Genomic DNA, 16523 nt, shown 5'->3' with positions numbered 1-16523 from the left:
AGCAATAAAGTAAAACATGACTTTTTTGAAAGAGTCATGTTTTTTTATTTCGATTGGAATATTTTTGGTGAAAAATCCCATAATGGTTACTAGAAACCTCGGAGCTGAAAGCTTCGCTAAATGGGGGATGTAGGATGGAAATGAACCTAGCGGATATGCTCAGTTATGCCGATATCCATGAATTAGGCCGAATTGCTCATACCTACGAGTGTGAGTGTAATGGACATTCGAAGAATGAATTGATTCAATCGATTTTGAGCACAGCTCTGCGCAGAGAGATTTTCGAGAAGCATATTCAAGGCCTAGCCTTGGAGGATATTCGATTTTTGAATTCACTGCTTTTCGATCCTCGCAATGCTTTCAGTATTGAAGAACTTGTCGCTAGAGTTCAACAATCACGATTTCAGAAGGAGGATTCGGAAGAATGGAATCCTCGGGATATGATCATTAAATTCAAGAAACTTGGATGGCTGTTCAACGGCTATTCACAACAGACTAAATTTTTATTTCATGTTCCGCAAGATTTGAAGCGTAGATTTCGCGATGTTCTAACTGGTCAGTTCAAACAAAGCCTGAAAACAACAAGTGAACCTAATGTATACCGGGATGAGCAATTACTTATCGTCGATGACATCTTTCATTTCTTGACGTTCGTCTCACAAGAGCAGGAGATACCGCTCACAGCGGAAGGTTCTATGTACAAACGACAGCTTCAACAAATTCTCAATCGATTATCGGTTCAAGAAGAGATGGTATCCAAAGGGACATGGCGCTTCGGCTATGGCCGCATGTTTAAAGAGTATCCGAACCGGTTTTCATTCATCTATGATTATTGCTACTACAGGCAACTGATTAGTGAGCATTCACAAACTCTTCGCTTAACAGAAGATGGAAAAGCAAGGCTGGTAGAGGGCAAGAAAGAAAACCTAGCAGAAGTTTATAAGTTCTGGTTGAGGCTTTATAAAAATCCGATTCCGAATGTCCAAAGCATTGTAGCCTGGATTGATCGCCTAGGTGGGCAATGGGTAACCATGGCATCGCTAGGAGATGTGCTGTGTAAGCTTGTTAAACCCTTCTATTATGATAGTTCTGAATCGATCGTAGAACAACGTATTCTACAAATGATGATGCATTTGGGCTTGATTCGGATCGGGGAAGATCAGGAGAATGGAGTTGTCATTCAAGTCACCAAGCTGGGAACGAAAGTGATTCAAGGAACATTTGTTGCTGAAGAAGATAAGGTCGTCCTCTTTCTGGATAAAGAAAGTATGCGTTTCAAAGAAGACATCAAGTAGATAGGTAAAGACACATTCCTATTGAATCGGGCGATTGAATGAAGCGCAGGTGTGCTGAGTGAATATGATGGAGTAGGGGCATACACAAGGGATTGGCATACACCAAGAAACAGACTTACATGTTTTTGCGAAAAAGAAGCTCCTGACAAACCGCGGACAACATTTGGAGGTAGGTCTCATGGGAAAAATGAATGTATCTAACGATGCGCTGCTGGCACTTTTCGCGGAAATGGTTTGGGATAATGCCATACGCAAATATAAAGAAGAAAATCTTTATAAAGAGATTGACCGCGCTTTAGCCAAAGGAGATCAAACTACGTTTCTGGCTCTTACATCAGAGCTTAAAACGTTACAATCTTTGGGTTAATTACTTATTTGGTGGCGGGCATAAACACGTAAAAGAGGGCATGTGAATCCTATTCACGTGTCTTTTTTTGCTGCATATCGGGTGGAAAAAGAACTTATTCGTCGCCTCATGCGTCTCTTTAAATGAGCATTATATCCAAACATAAGGAGACTACGAATGAAAAAAATGATAAAAAACCCCCGAATTCGTAAAGTAATGACGTCCGTTCTTTTAATCACAGGTCTAATTGCAGGAGCTGCGTCTGTGTATGCAGCTTTTCTATATAACAAGGTGAATCAGACGCTGGATCATATTGCTGCGCCTGGAGCCACTACAGCATCAAATCTAAATGGCGAAAGCTTTGCGCCTGTTACGCAAGCAACCAATTCCATTGAAAGGCCGCTAACGTTCCTCCTAACAGCAATAGATGAACGAGAAGGTAATGAGGGATCACGGAATACGGATGTCATGATGCTTTTCCGCATTAATCCGAAAACCCATCAAGGAACTGTGGTATCCATTCCAAGGGATCTGGAGATTGAAGCTGATAAGTCGGGATTAGACGGTTCTCATAAAGCTAATTATTTTTATGCTTATTATTACAATAAAAATAGAGACACAGCCCTAAATGAAACCAAAAAGCTGTTCAGCGATGTATATCAAGTTCCAATTGATTATATGGCTGTTATTAATTTTGATGGCTTTCGGAAGCTCATCGATCAATTAGGGGGAATGACCGTCGAAGTTGATATGGATATGCGCTATCAGGATGAAAGTGATGGAACGGATATTCATTTGAACAAAGGAAAACAGCAGTTGAATGGCAAACAAGTATTAGATTTTATCCGTTACCGGAAATCCAATTTAGGCACGGCAGAATCCTCAGATATGGAACGGAATCAAAGAGAACAGCTAGTACTTAATCAGTTACTAGATCAATTAACCACATTGAATGGTTTGACCGCTTGGGCGGGTGTGCTTGATATCATTGGAGGATCAATTAAAACAGATATACCAGCCGATGAGCTTCGTACATTGACGAAATCCTACCGTGACTTGAAGCCGGCGACCGTTCGCTATATTCAATTAAAAGGCGAATGGGAGAGCCCCTATCTGGTTGTGAAGCAGCAGGATCTGGAGGAAGCGCTTGGGGCGTTGCGCGGTCAGCAATCGGGTGAGCAGATTGACAGTCAGATAAGGACGGATTAAAGTACAAGATGAGATTCGTGACATTACATAGCAAACGTACATTTGGCAAACAATAGGGGAGGACAATTCATTGAAGTTTAATGATATATCAGCACAAGATTGGTTTGAATTGAAACCGTATTTGGACACCTGTTTACTTCCAATAACGGGGTTGACGGGGTTTGAAGATCCTGCACAAGTGACACTCGCGTTAGAACAGCTTCGAGATGCTCTGGAAACGATTGAAATTCCTTACAAGGGCAGAGTAGTAACCTATCCAGCTCTTCACTACATAACGGGTACGGATATGAGAGAACAGTTGAATACCATCTCACTTCATTTGAAAAGAATGGGGTTCCGTTATGTCATCGGTCTTACCATACATACAGAAGCAGCTCTTTGGAAAGCAGAGCAAACGGACTTGCTGATTGTTGTCGATATGGAGCAGTGGACAAGCCAATCCGAATTAATCAAATCAAGTATTTCCAAACAAGTACAAGAACTATGGCAGCAGAACGATTAACTTTAAACGAACAGCGTATTAATGGAAAAAAAGTTGTGCAGGATAAGGGGAGAAATTAATTTCTTTAGCTGCCAAAAAGTTGTGACAATTTCGTTAAAATTTGTCCAATGGCCGAGATTTCAACCGACGAAAAGGAGTTATGGATTCTTGACGACCTAGTAGACGTAGGCTATTATTAGTAATGTCCTAGTTATGTAGTGTAATGTCGAACGACACGTGATAGAGGTAACTGACGTCTGAGAGGGTTCGGACATCGGCCAATGTAGGAGGGTAGACCTGAGAATGAGTGATCATAACAATCACAAAGAAGAACAGCATGGGAAGAAACCCGGGACCAAACGCGAAATGTCTCGTCGACAATTTCTTTCTTACACCCTTGGTGGCGCTGGAGGATTTATGGGAGCCGGTATTATTATACCGATGATACGGTTTGCAATTGATCCTGTCCTTCAAAAGAAGAGTGCTTCGGATTGGGTTAAAGTTGTCGAAGAAAGTAAAATTACAAATGTTCCACAAGCGTTTACGTTCCAAGTCCATCAGGTTGACGGCTGGTACGAAAGCGATGCTGAACTGGTTGCATGGATTTCCAAAGACAGCGGCGGCAAGCTCTTTGCATTGAATCCAACTTGTAAGCATCTTGGATGTACAGTCAACTGGAACGATAATCCTGCTTACAAAGATCAGTATTTCTGTCCTTGTCACGGTGCTCATTATACGCAAGATGGTAAGAACCTTGCTGTAGCACCAAAGCCTTTGGATGAATACACGACCAAAGTAGAGAATGGTTTCGTTTATGTGGGACAACTACATGCTAACACAAGAGTATAAGGAGGCGTCAGCATCAGATGTTTAAAAACGTATACAACTGGATTGACGAACGTCTTGATATTACGCCAATGTGGAGGGATGTAGCAGACCACGAGGTTCCAGAGCACGTAAACCCTGCTCATCATTTTTCCGCTTTCGTATATTGCTTCGGCGGATTGACGTTTTTCATTACAGTTATTCAAATTTTGTCAGGTATGTTCTTAACCATGTACTACACACCTGATATTATCAACGCGTATGCCAGTGTTGACTACTTACAACATAAAGTGGCTTTCGGTGTTATTGTCAGAGGTATGCACCACTGGGGAGCCAGCTTAGTAATCGTCATGATGTTCTTACATACCCTGCGCGTGTTCTTCACAGGCTCTTATAAAGCCCCCCGTGAAATGAACTGGGTTGTAGGCATGCTCATTTTCTTCGTTATGTTAGGTCTTGGTTTTACCGGGTACCTGCTCCCATGGGATAACAAAGCGTATTTCGCAACACAAGTAGGTATGAAGATCGCAGCAGCGGTACCGTTCGCGGGACCATATATTGAAACATTGCTGCAAGGTGGAAGCATTGTTGGCGCTCAAACATTGACTCGTTTCTTTGCCATCCACGTATTCTTCCTGCCGGGCGTTCTGCTAGCTTTGCTTGCTGGACATTTCTTCATGATTCGCAAACAAGGTATTTCCGGACCGCTATAATTGAAAGGAGGGTCAATGCGTGGCGCATGGTCATAAGTCTGACGAAAAAATCGTTTATGTGGGAGATTCCCGCGTAATAAAGAAATCACAAGAGCAACGACTGATTCCTAAAGATTATTCTGCATATCCGGGGAAATCAGAAGCGTTCATACCAAACTTCTTGTTGAAAGAATGGATGGTTGGTGTAGTCGTATTGGTCGGTATGTTAGTACTGGTCATGTCGGATCCAGCTCCGCTTGGATATCCTGCGGATCCTAAGAACACAGCGTTCATTCCAATGCCGGATTGGTATTTCTTATTCATGTATCAATTGTTGAAATACCCATATACATCAGGAGATTACGTTGTTCTTGGTGCGGTTGTAGTACCTGGTTTACTGTTCGGCGGCTTACTGCTTGCTCCTTTCTTGGACACAGGTAAAGAGCGTCGTTTCTACAGAAGACCTATCGCTTCAAGCTTGATGATTTTATCTCTTATCGCTTGTACGTACTTGACGTATACATCTTGGTCTCATTACCAAGTAGAATTGAAAGAGAAAAACATCGTTCCAGAGCACATTAAGCGTGAGGAAGAGATGCACGCGAAAAAAGGTGCAGCTGATGGCGGCGGTGCGAAAGAGACGAAGAAATCTGCTGCAATCGTTGCAGCGGATGATCCAGGTGCAGAGATTTACAAGAAAGCAACTTGCTTATCTTGTCACGGTGCTGGACTTAAAGGGATGCCTGCTTCTGGTGTGCCTGCCTTACTTGGTGTTGGTGATAAACATCCTCAAGATGAGATTCTTGGCATTATCAAGAACGGTAAAGGCAATATGGGTAAGCAATATCAAGCTAACATTGATAAAGGCTTAAGCGATGCTGATATTAATAAACTTGCTGAATGGTTATCCAAACAAAAAGCTCAATAAAAAAGGAAACCTGATCGCGAGAGCGGTCAGGTTTTTTTAGATAAGTTGGCACAAGAGGAGGAGCTTACTTGCAGCATGGGTTGTCCGTTTCCTATTTTTGGAGCAAGGATTTTCTGCTCAGCAAAAAGATGTTGTGGGCGTTTTTCATTTCAAACCTTTTAGGAACCGTTTATGGCTATGAGTGGTACTGGGCACAAATGGTCGATACGATTGCTAATTACCCTCTTTGGTACGTATATTTTGTTCCAGACAGCCCAACAGCCAGCTTGTTTTTTACTCTATCAATCGGCTTCCTGCTTTTTGACCGTTCTTCGGATCAACAACCTAATAAGCTTTATCGAGCTATTCGCGGGTTTGTTGAAGCATTCGCATTGATTACTTCGTTTAAATATGGCATCTGGGCGGTTGCCATGATTTGGACAGGTGCGTGGCAGGGAGTTCCCGTCGGTTGGGATGGTTGGATGCTGACAGGTTCCCATTTGGCAATGGCTGTGGAAGCACTGCTATTTGTTCGATGGTATAGATACTGGCTAACAGCTATTATCATTGTCGCCATCTGGACATTTTGGAACGATTTCATGGATTATGAAAGAGGAATTTTTCCGCGATTACCTCGAGAACTTGAAGACAATCTACATACAATAGAATGGTTCACAGTAGGGTTAAGTATGACTGGCATATTGATTGCAGTCATATGCCTGCTTACCCGTAAGAAAAGAAGTACATAACCGCATAGCTGCTGGTCTAAATTGGGACAAACCTCCATATGATGATGGTGAAGGAGGGGATGTCCCATGTTTAATTATTCCGGTATGAAATGGTTAACGACCACACTTCTGCTGGCAGCCGTTATAGTTATAAGCTCAGCTTGTGGAGTTAGCACGAGTACAAACGGACAAGCCGCTAAGCCTATAGATCCTGAACAACTAGAGCGAATAGCGTTTTTGAACCAAATTGCCGATGATATGTACAAACAAACCATGGATGGTCAAGTCACAGAGGCGAGAAATAAACTGCTGCAAATGTCTGATCAAATTCCTAAGATTCATTTTGAGGGGATTACATCTGTTGAGGGTTTAAATGCTTTAACGGAGACGATTACACAAGCGAAAAGGGTCTATAATGCCGCAGCCTATTCACCGGAAGAAGGGCAGATCGCTGTCGCCAAAATTCGTTTAGCCACGGATGCACTAACACATAAGAACCAGCCTATGTGGCTGCAATACTATAAAGTACTGCAAAATGATACGAATAACCTGAACCAGGACGTTAAAGCGAATAAACAGAAGGAGGCGTTGGCGAATTTCGGTAAGCTGTCGCAGCATATTGCCATTATTCATCCTTCCTTGCTGATTAGCCGAGATGCCGCTTCCGTCGAAAAGCTTGATTCACTGCTTACTTTTATCCGAACGAATGTGAATAGTCAGCCTATGTCGACTCGACAATTGGAGTCGGGACTTGACCATCTAAACCAAGTTTTGGATGATTTGTTTCAAAAGAACAAGGATGCGATCGCTTTCGTACCGATTACGGATCCTAAACAGCCAATTATCTGGTCGTTAGGTATTGGTCTCATTATTGTCAGTGTGCTATCCTTCGTTGGATGGAGAATGTACCAATCAGGACGACACATTGTGCAGGTGAAGCAATCAAGAGAAAGCGAAAATAGGTAAAACATAAAAGTGGGTTGAGCAAGCTTATATAGCTGCTTAACCCACTTTTATGTTTTACTGTGTTTTGAATCCTTCACCAATAACATCATGTACATCACCAATGATGATGAATGCCCTAGGATCCATTGCATGAATGAGCTCTCGAAGTCTTCTGGTTTCGTGACGGTAGACGACACAATAAACAACTTCCTTATTATTACCGGAGTAGGCCCCCCTAGCTGGGAATAAAGTCACTCCTCTGTCTAGTTCTGTCGTAATGGCTTGTGCTAATTGACTAGGTTGATCACTAATAATGGTAAATGCTTTGGCCGCGTATGCGCCCTCGGAAATATAATCGATGAGACGAGAGCTTACGAAGACGGCAACAAGTGAATATAAGACCTTCTCTTTTGGTAAATAAATTAACGAAGAGCCAATGACGATGACATCAATAATGAGGATAACTTGGCCAACACTCCAACCTCTCTTCTTATTGCCGATATGAGCCAAGATATCAGAGCCGCCCGTAGTACCTCCGAAACGGAAGACAAGTCCCAGTCCAGTCCCGAGTGTAATACCCGCATATAGAGTTGCTAGAAAGTAATCCTGAGAGGTGTGAAAAGGGATCAGCCATTCTTTTTGAATGAGCAACTCCATGATCCATAGAAAGAAAGATAAAGCCACGACACCGAAGATGGTGTATAGCATCCGTCCTTTACCGAAATTTTTCCAACCGATATAAAACAATGGAATATTAATCAATAGGGTAGATATGGAAGGCGGGACGTTTAGTACGTATTTGAGCAGCAAGGAGACCCCAGTAACACCGCCCTCCATTAACTCATTGGAAATAACAAAATAGTGCAAACCAAACGCATAAATAGCCGTGCCGATCATAATTGCAACAACATTCGTAAATCGATCAGCAAATCGTTCCTTAAATCTCATTCCTGTTCCTCCAAATACTTGATGGTATCGCCAAAAAAATTTGTCAACTTTTCTTCAATAGTTTAACATAGTAATGATAGCTCGGTGAAGATGATGGAAAGAAGGGTGAACATGTCCGAACGTACTCTTAAAGATATACAATTAGAGGTTGACACTTATATTTCCCAGTTTAAGGAAGGTTATTTCAGTCCTTTATCTATGCTGGCCAGAATGTCAGAGGAAGTTGGTGAATTAGCCCGAGAAGTGAATCATACATACGGTGAAAAGCCCAAAAAAAGCACGGAAGAAGACAATTCTATTGAGCTCGAATTAGGTGATATTCTTTTTATTACCATCTGTTTCGCGAACTCTTTGGGCATTGATTTGACGGAAGCACACGATAAAATCATGCATAAATTCAACACGCGGGATGCGGGTCGATGGACCAAAATTAACACCGAAACTACATAAGCTTCATAAACTATACCATCCCCAATAACGGGAGACTCGATTTCGGGTGGAGGAGGATGGGCAGATGAATGGAGAAACTCAAATACAGAAAGCGTACGAATCCATACTTGGTCATGATTTTGAAAAAGCCATTGAATGGTTTGAAAAAGCGATAGCTGAAGAACCAAACAATGCTGCCTATCACTACAAGCTATCGATTACTTTCGCAAGAAGTAACAAATTGTTAAAAGCCATAGAGCATGCTTCTAGGGCACTTGAGTTGGTTAAAGATAATGAAGTTTACCGTTATCATTTGCAAGTGCTGCATGCAAGAGAATTAGTTGAACAAGCACAAAAACAGCTGAGTACCCAGTCTGTGCATTCGGAAAGAGCGATTTTCTTATTAAAGGAAGCGATAACTCTTGATCCTTTGGCTATTGAAGCGTATCTTATTCTAGGAGAAGCATTTGCTTTTCGAAAGGATTATGGGAGAGCTTATCAAACCGTGATGGAAGCGGTTCGTTTGGAGCCTCACCATGAAATTGCGAAACAGCATGCGGCGCTATATAAACAAAAGATGAAATTATAGGCTTGAAACATACAAAAGGAGATTTGCTCAACATGGATCGTAAAATTCGAGTAGCCGTTATTGGTGCAAGTGGAAGAATGGGGCGAGAGGTCGTGAAGACCGTTCTCACAGAGTCCGATATGGAACTGGTGGCGGGGGTTAACCGCTCCTCTGGCCCAATTGATTTGGGAAGAATGGTAGGATTTGAAGAATGTGGGGTTAAAATGAGCAATGACTTGGAACAGGCTCTCACAGAATCCAGACCAGATGTTTTAGTAGATTTTACAGGTCCGCAAACAGCGGTTTCACATACAAACCTGGCTATTCGCCTAGGAATTCGCCCAGTAATGGGAACAACGGGATTTACGCCGCAAGCTATTGCTGAATTGGACAAGCAGTGCCAAGAAAGTGGAATTGGCGGAATAATAGCTCCGAATTTCTCAATAGGGGCAATACTTATGATGAAATTTGCTGCTCAAGCGTCTAAATACTTCCCTAATCTAGAAATCATTGAGTATCATGGGGATCAGAAGCTGGACGCGCCTTCAGGAACGGCAGTGAAAACCGCGGAACTTATCTCCGAAGTTAGAGGAGAATTGCGTCAAGGTAATCCGAAAGAAGAGGAAACAATTGAAGGTTCGCGCGGTGGGTATTACAATGGATTTAGAATACATAGCGTTCGTCTGCCAGGAATTTTTGCTCAACAGGAAGTGATTATGGCGGAGCAAGGCCAAGCGCTCAAAATTAGACATGACTCCTATGATCGTGCAGCCTATATGCCGGGCGTTGCGATTGCTATACGTAAAGTGATGACATATAGCGGAATGATTTATGGATTCGAGCATTTTATAGATTAAAGAGCCCTAGGGGAGTGGAAGACAAGATGTTAAAGATAGCGTTAATTGCCCATGATCGTAAAAAAGATGAAATGGTGAACTTCGTTACAGCGTATGAACATGTATTCGAGGGTCATAAGTTATATGGAACAGGTACGACAGCACAGCGGATTATGGATGGCACCAAATTAGACGTACATCGATTTATGTCAGGTCCTCTTGGGGGAGACCAGCAAATTGGCGCACTGGTAGCTGAAAATGAGATGGATTTTATTATTTTTCTTCGAGATCCATTGATGGCTCAACCACATGAACCGGACATTATTGCTCTGCTGCGTCTGTGTGATGTTCAGGGAATTCCTTGCGCAACGAATGTAGCAACAGCAGAACTTCTTGTCAGAGCGCTTGATCGCGGTGATTTCGGTTGGAGAGAGTTAGTACATAAATATAAGCCAGGTATTGAATAAGATGAGCAAATCTCTCGATATTCTTATATTTGGCGCACATGCAGATGATGCTGAGATTGGCATGGGGGCCACCATTGCCAAACATACGAAGTCTGGGCTTAAGGTTGGACTTTGTGATTTAACCTATGCCGAAATGTCTTCTAATGGCACCGTAGAGACAAGGATCGAGGAAGCTGAACAAGCAGCTAGTATTCTGGGCGTGAAGGTTCGTACGAATCTGGGACTACCGGATCGAGGATTATTTGCCACACAGGCGAATATTGAGCGAATTACACAAGAAATTCGTAAATTTAAGCCGAGAATCGTGTTTGCACCCTACTGGCAGGACCGGCATCCAGACCATGTGGCCTGTTCGGGGTTGGTTCAGGAAGCTGTTTTTAACGCTAAGCTTCGCAAGTATTTACCTGATTCTGAGCCTGTGAACGTAGAGCAGATGTATTTTTATTTTATAAATGACGTTTACGAAGCTGATCTTATGGTGGATGTAACCGATTGTTATGATGAAAAAATTGCAGCACTGAGCGCGTATCGCTCACAATTTATATCGGGTCAAGGTTCGGTAGCCACGCCCTTAAATCAGGGCTACATCGAACGAGTTGAAGCTCGAGACCGTTTATTTGGTCAAAAACGCTTGTTAACTTATGCAGAAGGTTTCGTTTCTAAGCTGCCCTTGGTGGTAGATCGATTCGTTTGATCGGAAAAGAGGTGTACGATGAAAGATAAACTCAAGATTGGAATTACCTGTTATCCAACTTTAGGTGGTTCAGGTGTTGTTGCTACTGAACTTGGCAAGCTGCTTGCTGAAAAAGGACACGAGGTTCATTTTATTACACACAGTATGCCTTTTCGTTTGGGTAAATTTCATAAAAATATTTTTTATCATGAAGTGGAAGTCAGTCAATATTATGTTTTTCGGTATCCGCCTTATGACCTTTCTCTCGCCAGTAAATTAGCGCAGGTCGCCAAGATGGAAGAGTTGGATTTGCTGCATGTTCATTATGCCATTCCTCATGCCGTGTGTGCACTTTTGGCGAAACAGATGGTTGGTAGTAAGCTCAAGGTTGTCACGACACTCCATGGAACGGATATAACTGTACTTGGACAGGATCAATCGATTTCCGACTTAATTCGCTATGCGATTAATGAAAGCGATGCGGTTACAGCGGTCTCGAAAGATTTAATTAAAGAAACAAGAGAATTATTGGACATCGACCGTGATATAGATCTAACTTATAATTTCGTCGATAAACGGGTGTATTACCCGCGTGATATTTCAAAGCTTAGAGGCGAGTTTGCCCGGCCGGAAGAGAAGATTCTTATTCATATTTCTAATTTCAGACCTGTTAAACGTGTGCAGGATGTTATTGATATTTTTGCAAAAGTCAGCCAGGAGATTCCGTCGCGTCTCTTGTTCGTGGGAGAAGGTCCCGATTTATCCAAAATGATTTCTAAGGTAAAGGAACTTGGCCTTTCTGATAAGGTAACGTTCTGTGGTAAACAAGATGATGTAGCGCAGGTGATTTCCCTTGCCGATGTGATGCTGCTTCCTTCGGAAAAAGAGAGCTTCGGTCTAGTCGCCCTAGAAGCGATGGCATGTGGGGTGCCAACGGTAGGCTCCAATGCCGGCGGGATTCCCGAGCTCATTACGCACGGTGAAACCGGTTATTTAGCAGATGTTGGGGATACGGATAAAATGGCCGAACATGTCGTAAACTTGCTTAGTAATCAAGTATTGTACGAACAAGTGGCACAAAATTGCTTAACTCGTGCTCGGCATACATTTTGTAATGACATAACGACGGTTCAATATGAGGAAATTTATTATCGTGTGCTGGGAAGAGAGCTTCCAGAATCTCATCGCATTACAGCTTCGTCCTGTCAATAAGAGGATGTTAGCAGGTTAGGAGTAACATGTCGGATGTTGTTAATTTAAAAGTAATAGATCGTGGAGCTTCCTTAGTTCTCTCTAAGCTTACAGAAGCAGGGTATGAGGCTTATCTTGTAGGTGGCTGTGTTCGTGACGCTGTGCTTGGTCGACCGATTAAGGACATCGACATTGCGACGTCTGCATTGCCGGAGCAGGTGATGTCCTGCTTCCCGCGGACGGCGCCGACAGGGTTGCAGCACGGTACCGTAACCGTGATCCTGTCACAGGGGACCTATGAGGTGACGACGTTCCGAAAGGAAACGGAATATGAGGGCTTCCGCCGCCCGACATCCGTCGAATACATTTCGGATTTGACGGAGGATTTGAAGCGGCGCGATTTTACAATGAACGCTATGGCGATGGACGCGGCGGGCGTTGTATTGGATCCTTTTTCAGGGCAAAAGGATCTTGTGGACGGGGTGCTCCGCTGCGTAGGGGCTGCGGAGGAGCGATTCGGCGAAGATGCGCTGCGCATGCTTCGCTGTGTTCGTTTTGCCTCGACCTACGGACTGGAGGTCGAGTCGAGCACGTGGCAAGCGCTGCTGGCGCAAGCCCCGCTGCTGCGCCACATCGCAATGGAGCGCGTGCGAAGCGAGCTGCAGCGCATGATCGAAGGCCCAGCCCCAGCGCGGGCTGTGCGGTTGGTGCTGGCGAGCCGTCTCACGGCGCACCTCAAAAAGCAGCTGCCGCTGCCTTTTGAGCGCTGGCTCGCATGGGATGACGCGCTGGACGCTGTCAGCGCGCTGGAAGGGCAGCATGACCGCTGGGCCATGCTGCTGATGCTTCTGGAGATGCCGGCGGACACGGTCCGCACGGCGCTCCAGGAGCTGACCTTCTCCCGCGCCGATTGCGAAGCGGTCGTGGCTGTGCTGGCCCTGCGCGAGGCTGTGGCCGCGCAGCTAACGAGCGGCGCTTCGCAGGACGCCGCAATGGTACAGGACCCGGCTCCGCTGGAGCGGGTCTGGAAGCTTGGCGCGGTGCGCAGCGGTGAAGCCGCTGCCCGCGCTCTGCTGCGGCTGCTGAGCGTGCTGCCGCAATGCTCTCAGCAGCGCGGCGAGCTCGCGCGCTTCCTGCAAACTACCGCGCCGGAGCTGCTGTGGCGCGGAGAGGCTTGGCTGAAGGAGGTTCCCTGCTTTAGCCTGAAGGAACTCGCCATATCCGGCACGGATTTGGCGGAAGAGCTTGGCCGGCAGCCGGGCCCATGGATGGGCAAACTGCTGCAGCAGCTGCTTGAACGAACCGCGCTCGGTGAAATCTTGAACGAGCGAGAATCACTTTTACTTGCCGCGCGTGCTGCTAAGTAGCAGCGCAGCGCGGTTTTTTTAATAATTTGAATGATGATATCATGGGAGTAAGCCTGTTTTTCATCGCAAAAGTTACTTAATGAGCAGAAATGTCAGTTAACGCTATTTCCAATCTTACAGATAAGGTTACCAGGCAGTTTCTGAGGTAACAGGGGCAAAGATGTTGTAAAATGTACAACAATTACTGCCTAGATCTAGCTTTTGTACTTCAGTTGTTGCATGATGTACAACAATTGGGTCCGAAAAAGGCCATTTCTCAACAAAAGGGTTAAAAATGTTGTACGATCTGCAACTTCAACTTGCAAAATAGCCAAGGGAGGATGAATTGTTGTAGTAATTACAACATTCTGTATCCACAATAGCCTATCTACCTTCACAGCGTTGCTGAATAACTCTAAAATCGAATTTTGGAGTTAATCTTACCGGTTGTGAGGAGGCATTTATCCCCGAAAAGATTCACGAACTACAACAACTGCAGCATGATCAGAAGAATCGACATCAAAATAAATTCCCGATAGATCGTGAGTGAAATCGTATGAACAAACGTATATTAGAGCTGTTCCAAGAGTCCCCGGAAGCTTACGTTTCCGGCGAGGAAATCAGCCGGCGTCTTAACGTTAGCCGTACCGCGATCTGGAAGCATATTGAAGAGCTTCGATCAGCAGGCTATGAATTTGAAGCTGCGCCTCGTAAAGGGTATCGATTGTTGAGCAAGCCTAATTCATGGCAAGTGAACGAACTGTTGAGCGGATTGAAAACCAAGGTTCTTGGTCAGAAAATTCATGTTTACGGGGAAGTCGAATCTACACAAACGATTGCACACGCTCTCATTGCATCAGGTGCTCCTGAAGGCACGATTGTGCTGGCAGAGGCACAGACAGCGGGAAGAGGCCGAATGGGGCGCACGTGGCATTCTCCGGCCGGTAAAGGGATCTGGATGAGTCTAGTGTTAAAGCCGCGCATTCCTGTCTATTTTATGCCTCAATTAACGCTGCTTAGTGCGGTGGCGCTATGCCGCTCCATCCAGAAAGTTTGTCAGGTAGACATCGGCATTAAGTGGCCTAATGATCTTCTAATTAAAGGCAAGAAGGTAAGCGGCATCTTACTTGAAAGCAGTGGGGAAGATGAACGGCTCAAGTATGTGATTGCAGGGATTGGTATCAGTGTGAATTTGAAGAGGGAGGATTATCCTGAGGAATTACGGGATATTGCGACCTCTCTTGCAATTGAATCGGGCGCTGACATCCCAAGAGAAAGTTTGGTACAAGCTTTTCTTTTAGAGTTTGAAGATCTCTATGCGCTATATATGGAGAAAGGCTTCGCTCCAATCCGTTTGCTATGGGAGGCTCTTAGTGTAACTTTGAAGCGTCCAATCCGCACGCATACACCTTCAGGTGTCATTGAAGGTCTCGCTGATTCGTTGGATGATTCCGGTGCTTTAACGGTAATAACGCAAGCTGGAGAGAAAATAAAGATCTATTCCGGAGATATTGAACTGAAGTAGAGGTATCAAATGGAAGCAACATTTGGTATAATAGCAAGACAAGGCGGTATCCTTAAAGGAACTGCACTTGCAGCTTGACGGTGGTAGTTTATTTACAAAGGAATAGGACTTGAAACAAGATGTTGGATTCTGCTCTGAGCCTTATGGGACCGAGACAGAGGGATCATTGGATTCTTTCTGCATGCGATCCTTTTAGCTCTTAGCTAAAAGGTTTTTTATTTTATATGAGGAAGCTGGGATAACAATGGAACAACGTAAGCCGCTTACGACAGCTAAGATGAGAAAAATGAAGCAAGATGGCGTTCCCATTACGATGGTAACTGCTTATGATTATCCCTCAGCCCGCTTGGCGGAAGAGGCAGGCATTGATGTTATCCTTGTAGGAGATTCTCTAGGGAATGTCGTACTAGGCTACGATTCAACCCTGCCGGTCACACTGGATGATATGGTTTACCAGACGCGAGCCGCGGTGCGTGGAGCTTCGAATACGTTCATTGTAGCGGATATGCCTTTCTTGACTTACCATGGAAGCTTGGACTCTACTTTTCGTGGCGTTGCCCGATTAATGCAAGAGGGTGGAGCCAAAGCGGTTAAGCTGGAAGGCGGATCTGAGATTGCGGCAACCGTCAAAGCGATCACGGAGGCTGGTGTGCCGGTCGTCGGACATCTGGGTTTAACTCCGCAATCTGTTCATCAACTTGGTGGATTCCGTGTACAAGGACGAAGTTCCGAACAAGCGGAGAAATTGCTCAGTGATGCTAAAGCACTTGAGGAAGCGGGAGCTTTCGCGGTGGTCTTAGAACTGGTAACTGATGAGCTGGCCGAATGGATAACGAAGCAGCTATCGATTCCTACGATTGGAATTGGTTCTGGGGTTCATTGCGATGGCCAGGTGCTTGTTTATCATGATCTTCTCCAGTATGGTTCTGACAGTGCTGCCAGAAAGTTCGTAAAAGCATACGCGAATATAGGGGAAACTATTCGTGCAGGCATAGGGGAATATGTGAAAGAAGTGAAAGCACGGGCATTCCCTGCACCAGAGCATACGTTTCATATGGACAACGATGTTGTTGAATACTTATATGGCGATAAGGAGAAGTGAGAGGCATGGA

The 16523-nt window shown here is 44.5% G+C and carries 19 protein-coding genes; 18 read left to right on the top strand and 1 reads right to left on the bottom strand.

Annotated elements, in window-relative coordinates; genetic code table 11:
• The first annotated feature begins 140 nt into the window (after nt 1-140).
• The 9 genes from AC58U0_RS05810 to AC58U0_RS05770 all read left to right on the top strand — a co-directional run bounded on the left by AC58U0_RS05810 (nt 141) and on the right by AC58U0_RS05770 (nt 7449).
• Nucleotides 141-1295, top strand: a complete 1155-nt coding sequence (locus AC58U0_RS05810) for a hypothetical protein (protein WP_497378259.1) — start codon at nt 141-143, stop codon at nt 1293-1295.
• Between the two features lie 178 nt (nt 1296-1473).
• The gene (locus tag AC58U0_RS05805) at nt 1474-1662 is read left to right on the top strand and encodes an IDEAL domain-containing protein (RefSeq protein ID WP_047674234.1); all 189 of its coding nucleotides are present in this window, start codon (nt 1474-1476) and stop codon (nt 1660-1662) included.
• A gap of 156 nt (nt 1663-1818) precedes the next feature.
• Nucleotides 1819-2850: an LCP family protein gene (locus tag AC58U0_RS05800; protein ID WP_497378053.1), complete on the top strand. Its 1032-nt coding sequence runs from the start codon at nt 1819-1821 to the stop codon at nt 2848-2850.
• Between the two features lie 70 nt (nt 2851-2920).
• On the top strand, nt 2921-3352 hold the full coding sequence (locus AC58U0_RS05795; protein ID WP_497378052.1) for a DUF2487 family protein: 432 nt from the start codon (nt 2921-2923) through the stop codon (nt 3350-3352).
• 282 nt (nt 3353-3634) lie between these two features.
• Complete coding sequence (locus AC58U0_RS05790; protein ID WP_057301788.1) at nt 3635-4180, top strand: QcrA and Rieske domain-containing protein; 546 nt, start codon at nt 3635-3637, stop codon at nt 4178-4180.
• 17 nt (nt 4181-4197) lie between these two features.
• Nucleotides 4198-4869 (top strand): menaquinol-cytochrome c reductase cytochrome b subunit, encoded by a 672-nt coding sequence (qcrB, locus tag AC58U0_RS05785; RefSeq protein WP_029193037.1) that lies wholly within the window; start codon nt 4198-4200, stop codon nt 4867-4869.
• Nucleotides 4870-4888: 19 nt separating this feature from the next.
• On the top strand, nt 4889-5776 hold the full coding sequence (locus AC58U0_RS05780; protein ID WP_497378051.1) for a c-type cytochrome: 888 nt from the start codon (nt 4889-4891) through the stop codon (nt 5774-5776).
• A gap of 68 nt (nt 5777-5844) precedes the next feature.
• Complete coding sequence (locus AC58U0_RS05775; RefSeq protein WP_497378050.1) at nt 5845-6504, top strand: DUF1405 domain-containing protein; 660 nt, start codon at nt 5845-5847, stop codon at nt 6502-6504.
• A 66-nt stretch (nt 6505-6570) separates the two neighbouring features.
• Nucleotides 6571-7449 carry a sporulation protein YpjB gene (locus tag AC58U0_RS05770; protein WP_497378049.1) on the top strand — a complete coding sequence of 293 codons (879 nt, stop codon included), beginning with the start codon at nt 6571-6573 and terminating at the stop codon, nt 7447-7449.
• A 54-nt stretch (nt 7450-7503) separates the two neighbouring features.
• Here the strand turns inward: AC58U0_RS05770 and AC58U0_RS05765 are convergent, their stop codons facing one another.
• Nucleotides 7504-8376 (bottom strand): YitT family protein, encoded by an 873-nt coding sequence (locus AC58U0_RS05765; protein ID WP_497378048.1) that lies wholly within the window; start codon nt 8374-8376, stop codon nt 7504-7506.
• A 111-nt stretch (nt 8377-8487) separates the two neighbouring features.
• Between AC58U0_RS05765 and AC58U0_RS05760 the strand changes: the two genes are divergently transcribed.
• The 9 genes from AC58U0_RS05760 to panB all read left to right on the top strand — a co-directional run bounded on the left by AC58U0_RS05760 (nt 8488) and on the right by panB (nt 16513).
• Nucleotides 8488-8826 (top strand): nucleotide pyrophosphohydrolase, encoded by a 339-nt coding sequence (locus AC58U0_RS05760; RefSeq protein WP_057301784.1) that lies wholly within the window; start codon nt 8488-8490, stop codon nt 8824-8826.
• A gap of 64 nt (nt 8827-8890) precedes the next feature.
• The gene (locus tag AC58U0_RS05755) at nt 8891-9394 is read left to right on the top strand and encodes a tetratricopeptide repeat protein (RefSeq protein ID WP_497378047.1); all 504 of its coding nucleotides are present in this window, start codon (nt 8891-8893) and stop codon (nt 9392-9394) included.
• A 32-nt stretch (nt 9395-9426) separates the two neighbouring features.
• Nucleotides 9427-10230, top strand: a complete 804-nt coding sequence (gene dapB, locus AC58U0_RS05750) for a 4-hydroxy-tetrahydrodipicolinate reductase (RefSeq protein ID WP_497378046.1) — start codon at nt 9427-9429, stop codon at nt 10228-10230.
• A gap of 26 nt (nt 10231-10256) precedes the next feature.
• Complete coding sequence (locus tag AC58U0_RS05745) at nt 10257-10676, top strand: methylglyoxal synthase (protein ID WP_057301781.1); 420 nt, start codon at nt 10257-10259, stop codon at nt 10674-10676.
• A gap of 1 nt (nt 10677) precedes the next feature.
• Nucleotides 10678-11370: a bacillithiol biosynthesis deacetylase BshB1 gene (gene bshB1, locus AC58U0_RS05740; protein ID WP_497378045.1), complete on the top strand. Its 693-nt coding sequence runs from the start codon at nt 10678-10680 to the stop codon at nt 11368-11370.
• 18 nt (nt 11371-11388) lie between these two features.
• Entirely contained in the window at nt 11389-12561 is a 1173-nt protein-coding gene (gene bshA, locus AC58U0_RS05735; protein WP_497378044.1) for an N-acetyl-alpha-D-glucosaminyl L-malate synthase BshA, read from the top strand.
• A gap of 26 nt (nt 12562-12587) precedes the next feature.
• Nucleotides 12588-13907, top strand: coding sequence for a CCA tRNA nucleotidyltransferase (locus AC58U0_RS05730; protein ID WP_497378043.1), 1320 nt, complete (start codon nt 12588-12590; stop codon nt 13905-13907).
• Between the two features lie 535 nt (nt 13908-14442).
• A complete protein-coding gene (locus AC58U0_RS05725) occupies nt 14443-15411 on the top strand; it encodes a biotin--[acetyl-CoA-carboxylase] ligase (RefSeq protein ID WP_497378042.1) in 969 nt (322 codons plus the stop codon).
• A 244-nt stretch (nt 15412-15655) separates the two neighbouring features.
• Entirely contained in the window at nt 15656-16513 is an 858-nt protein-coding gene (gene panB / locus AC58U0_RS05720) for a 3-methyl-2-oxobutanoate hydroxymethyltransferase (RefSeq protein ID WP_497378041.1), read from the top strand.
• Nucleotides 16514-16523: the final 10 nt, after the last annotated feature.

It is taken from the genome of Paenibacillus sp. J31P190 (assembly GCF_059692075.1).
Note: the sequence above shows the minus strand (reverse complement) of the source record. Positions and strands in the feature narration are given on the sequence as shown.

What these genes read in the sequence shown, in the direction of transcription:
- AC58U0_RS05725 (WP_497378042.1), top strand. Translation starts at nt 14,443, where the DNA reads ATGAACAAACGTATATTAGAGCTGTTCCAAGAGTCCCCGGAAGCTTAC.
- AC58U0_RS05805 (WP_047674234.1), top strand. Translation starts at nt 1,474, where the DNA reads ATGGGAAAAATGAATGTATCTAACGATGCGCTGCTGGCACTTTTCGCG.
- AC58U0_RS05765 (WP_497378048.1), bottom strand. Translation starts at nt 8,376, where the DNA reads ATGAGATTTAAGGAACGATTTGCTGATCGATTTACGAATGTTGTTGCA.
- AC58U0_RS05745 (WP_057301781.1), top strand. Translation starts at nt 10,257, where the DNA reads ATGTTAAAGATAGCGTTAATTGCCCATGATCGTAAAAAAGATGAAATG.
- panB (WP_497378041.1), top strand. Translation starts at nt 15,656, where the DNA reads ATGGAACAACGTAAGCCGCTTACGACAGCTAAGATGAGAAAAATGAAG.
- AC58U0_RS05790 (WP_057301788.1), top strand. Translation starts at nt 3,635, where the DNA reads ATGAGTGATCATAACAATCACAAAGAAGAACAGCATGGGAAGAAACCC.
- bshB1 (WP_497378045.1), top strand. Translation starts at nt 10,678, where the DNA reads ATGAGCAAATCTCTCGATATTCTTATATTTGGCGCACATGCAGATGAT.
- AC58U0_RS05755 (WP_497378047.1), top strand. Translation starts at nt 8,891, where the DNA reads ATGAATGGAGAAACTCAAATACAGAAAGCGTACGAATCCATACTTGGT.
- AC58U0_RS05760 (WP_057301784.1), top strand. Translation starts at nt 8,488, where the DNA reads ATGTCCGAACGTACTCTTAAAGATATACAATTAGAGGTTGACACTTAT.
- AC58U0_RS05800 (WP_497378053.1), top strand. Translation starts at nt 1,819, where the DNA reads ATGAAAAAAATGATAAAAAACCCCCGAATTCGTAAAGTAATGACGTCC.
- AC58U0_RS05730 (WP_497378043.1), top strand. Translation starts at nt 12,588, where the DNA reads ATGTCGGATGTTGTTAATTTAAAAGTAATAGATCGTGGAGCTTCCTTA.
- dapB (WP_497378046.1), top strand. Translation starts at nt 9,427, where the DNA reads ATGGATCGTAAAATTCGAGTAGCCGTTATTGGTGCAAGTGGAAGAATG.
- qcrB (WP_029193037.1), top strand. Translation starts at nt 4,198, where the DNA reads ATGTTTAAAAACGTATACAACTGGATTGACGAACGTCTTGATATTACG.
- bshA (WP_497378044.1), top strand. Translation starts at nt 11,389, where the DNA reads ATGAAAGATAAACTCAAGATTGGAATTACCTGTTATCCAACTTTAGGT.
- AC58U0_RS05810 (WP_497378259.1), top strand. Translation starts at nt 141, where the DNA reads ATGAACCTAGCGGATATGCTCAGTTATGCCGATATCCATGAATTAGGC.
- AC58U0_RS05770 (WP_497378049.1), top strand. Translation starts at nt 6,571, where the DNA reads ATGTTTAATTATTCCGGTATGAAATGGTTAACGACCACACTTCTGCTG.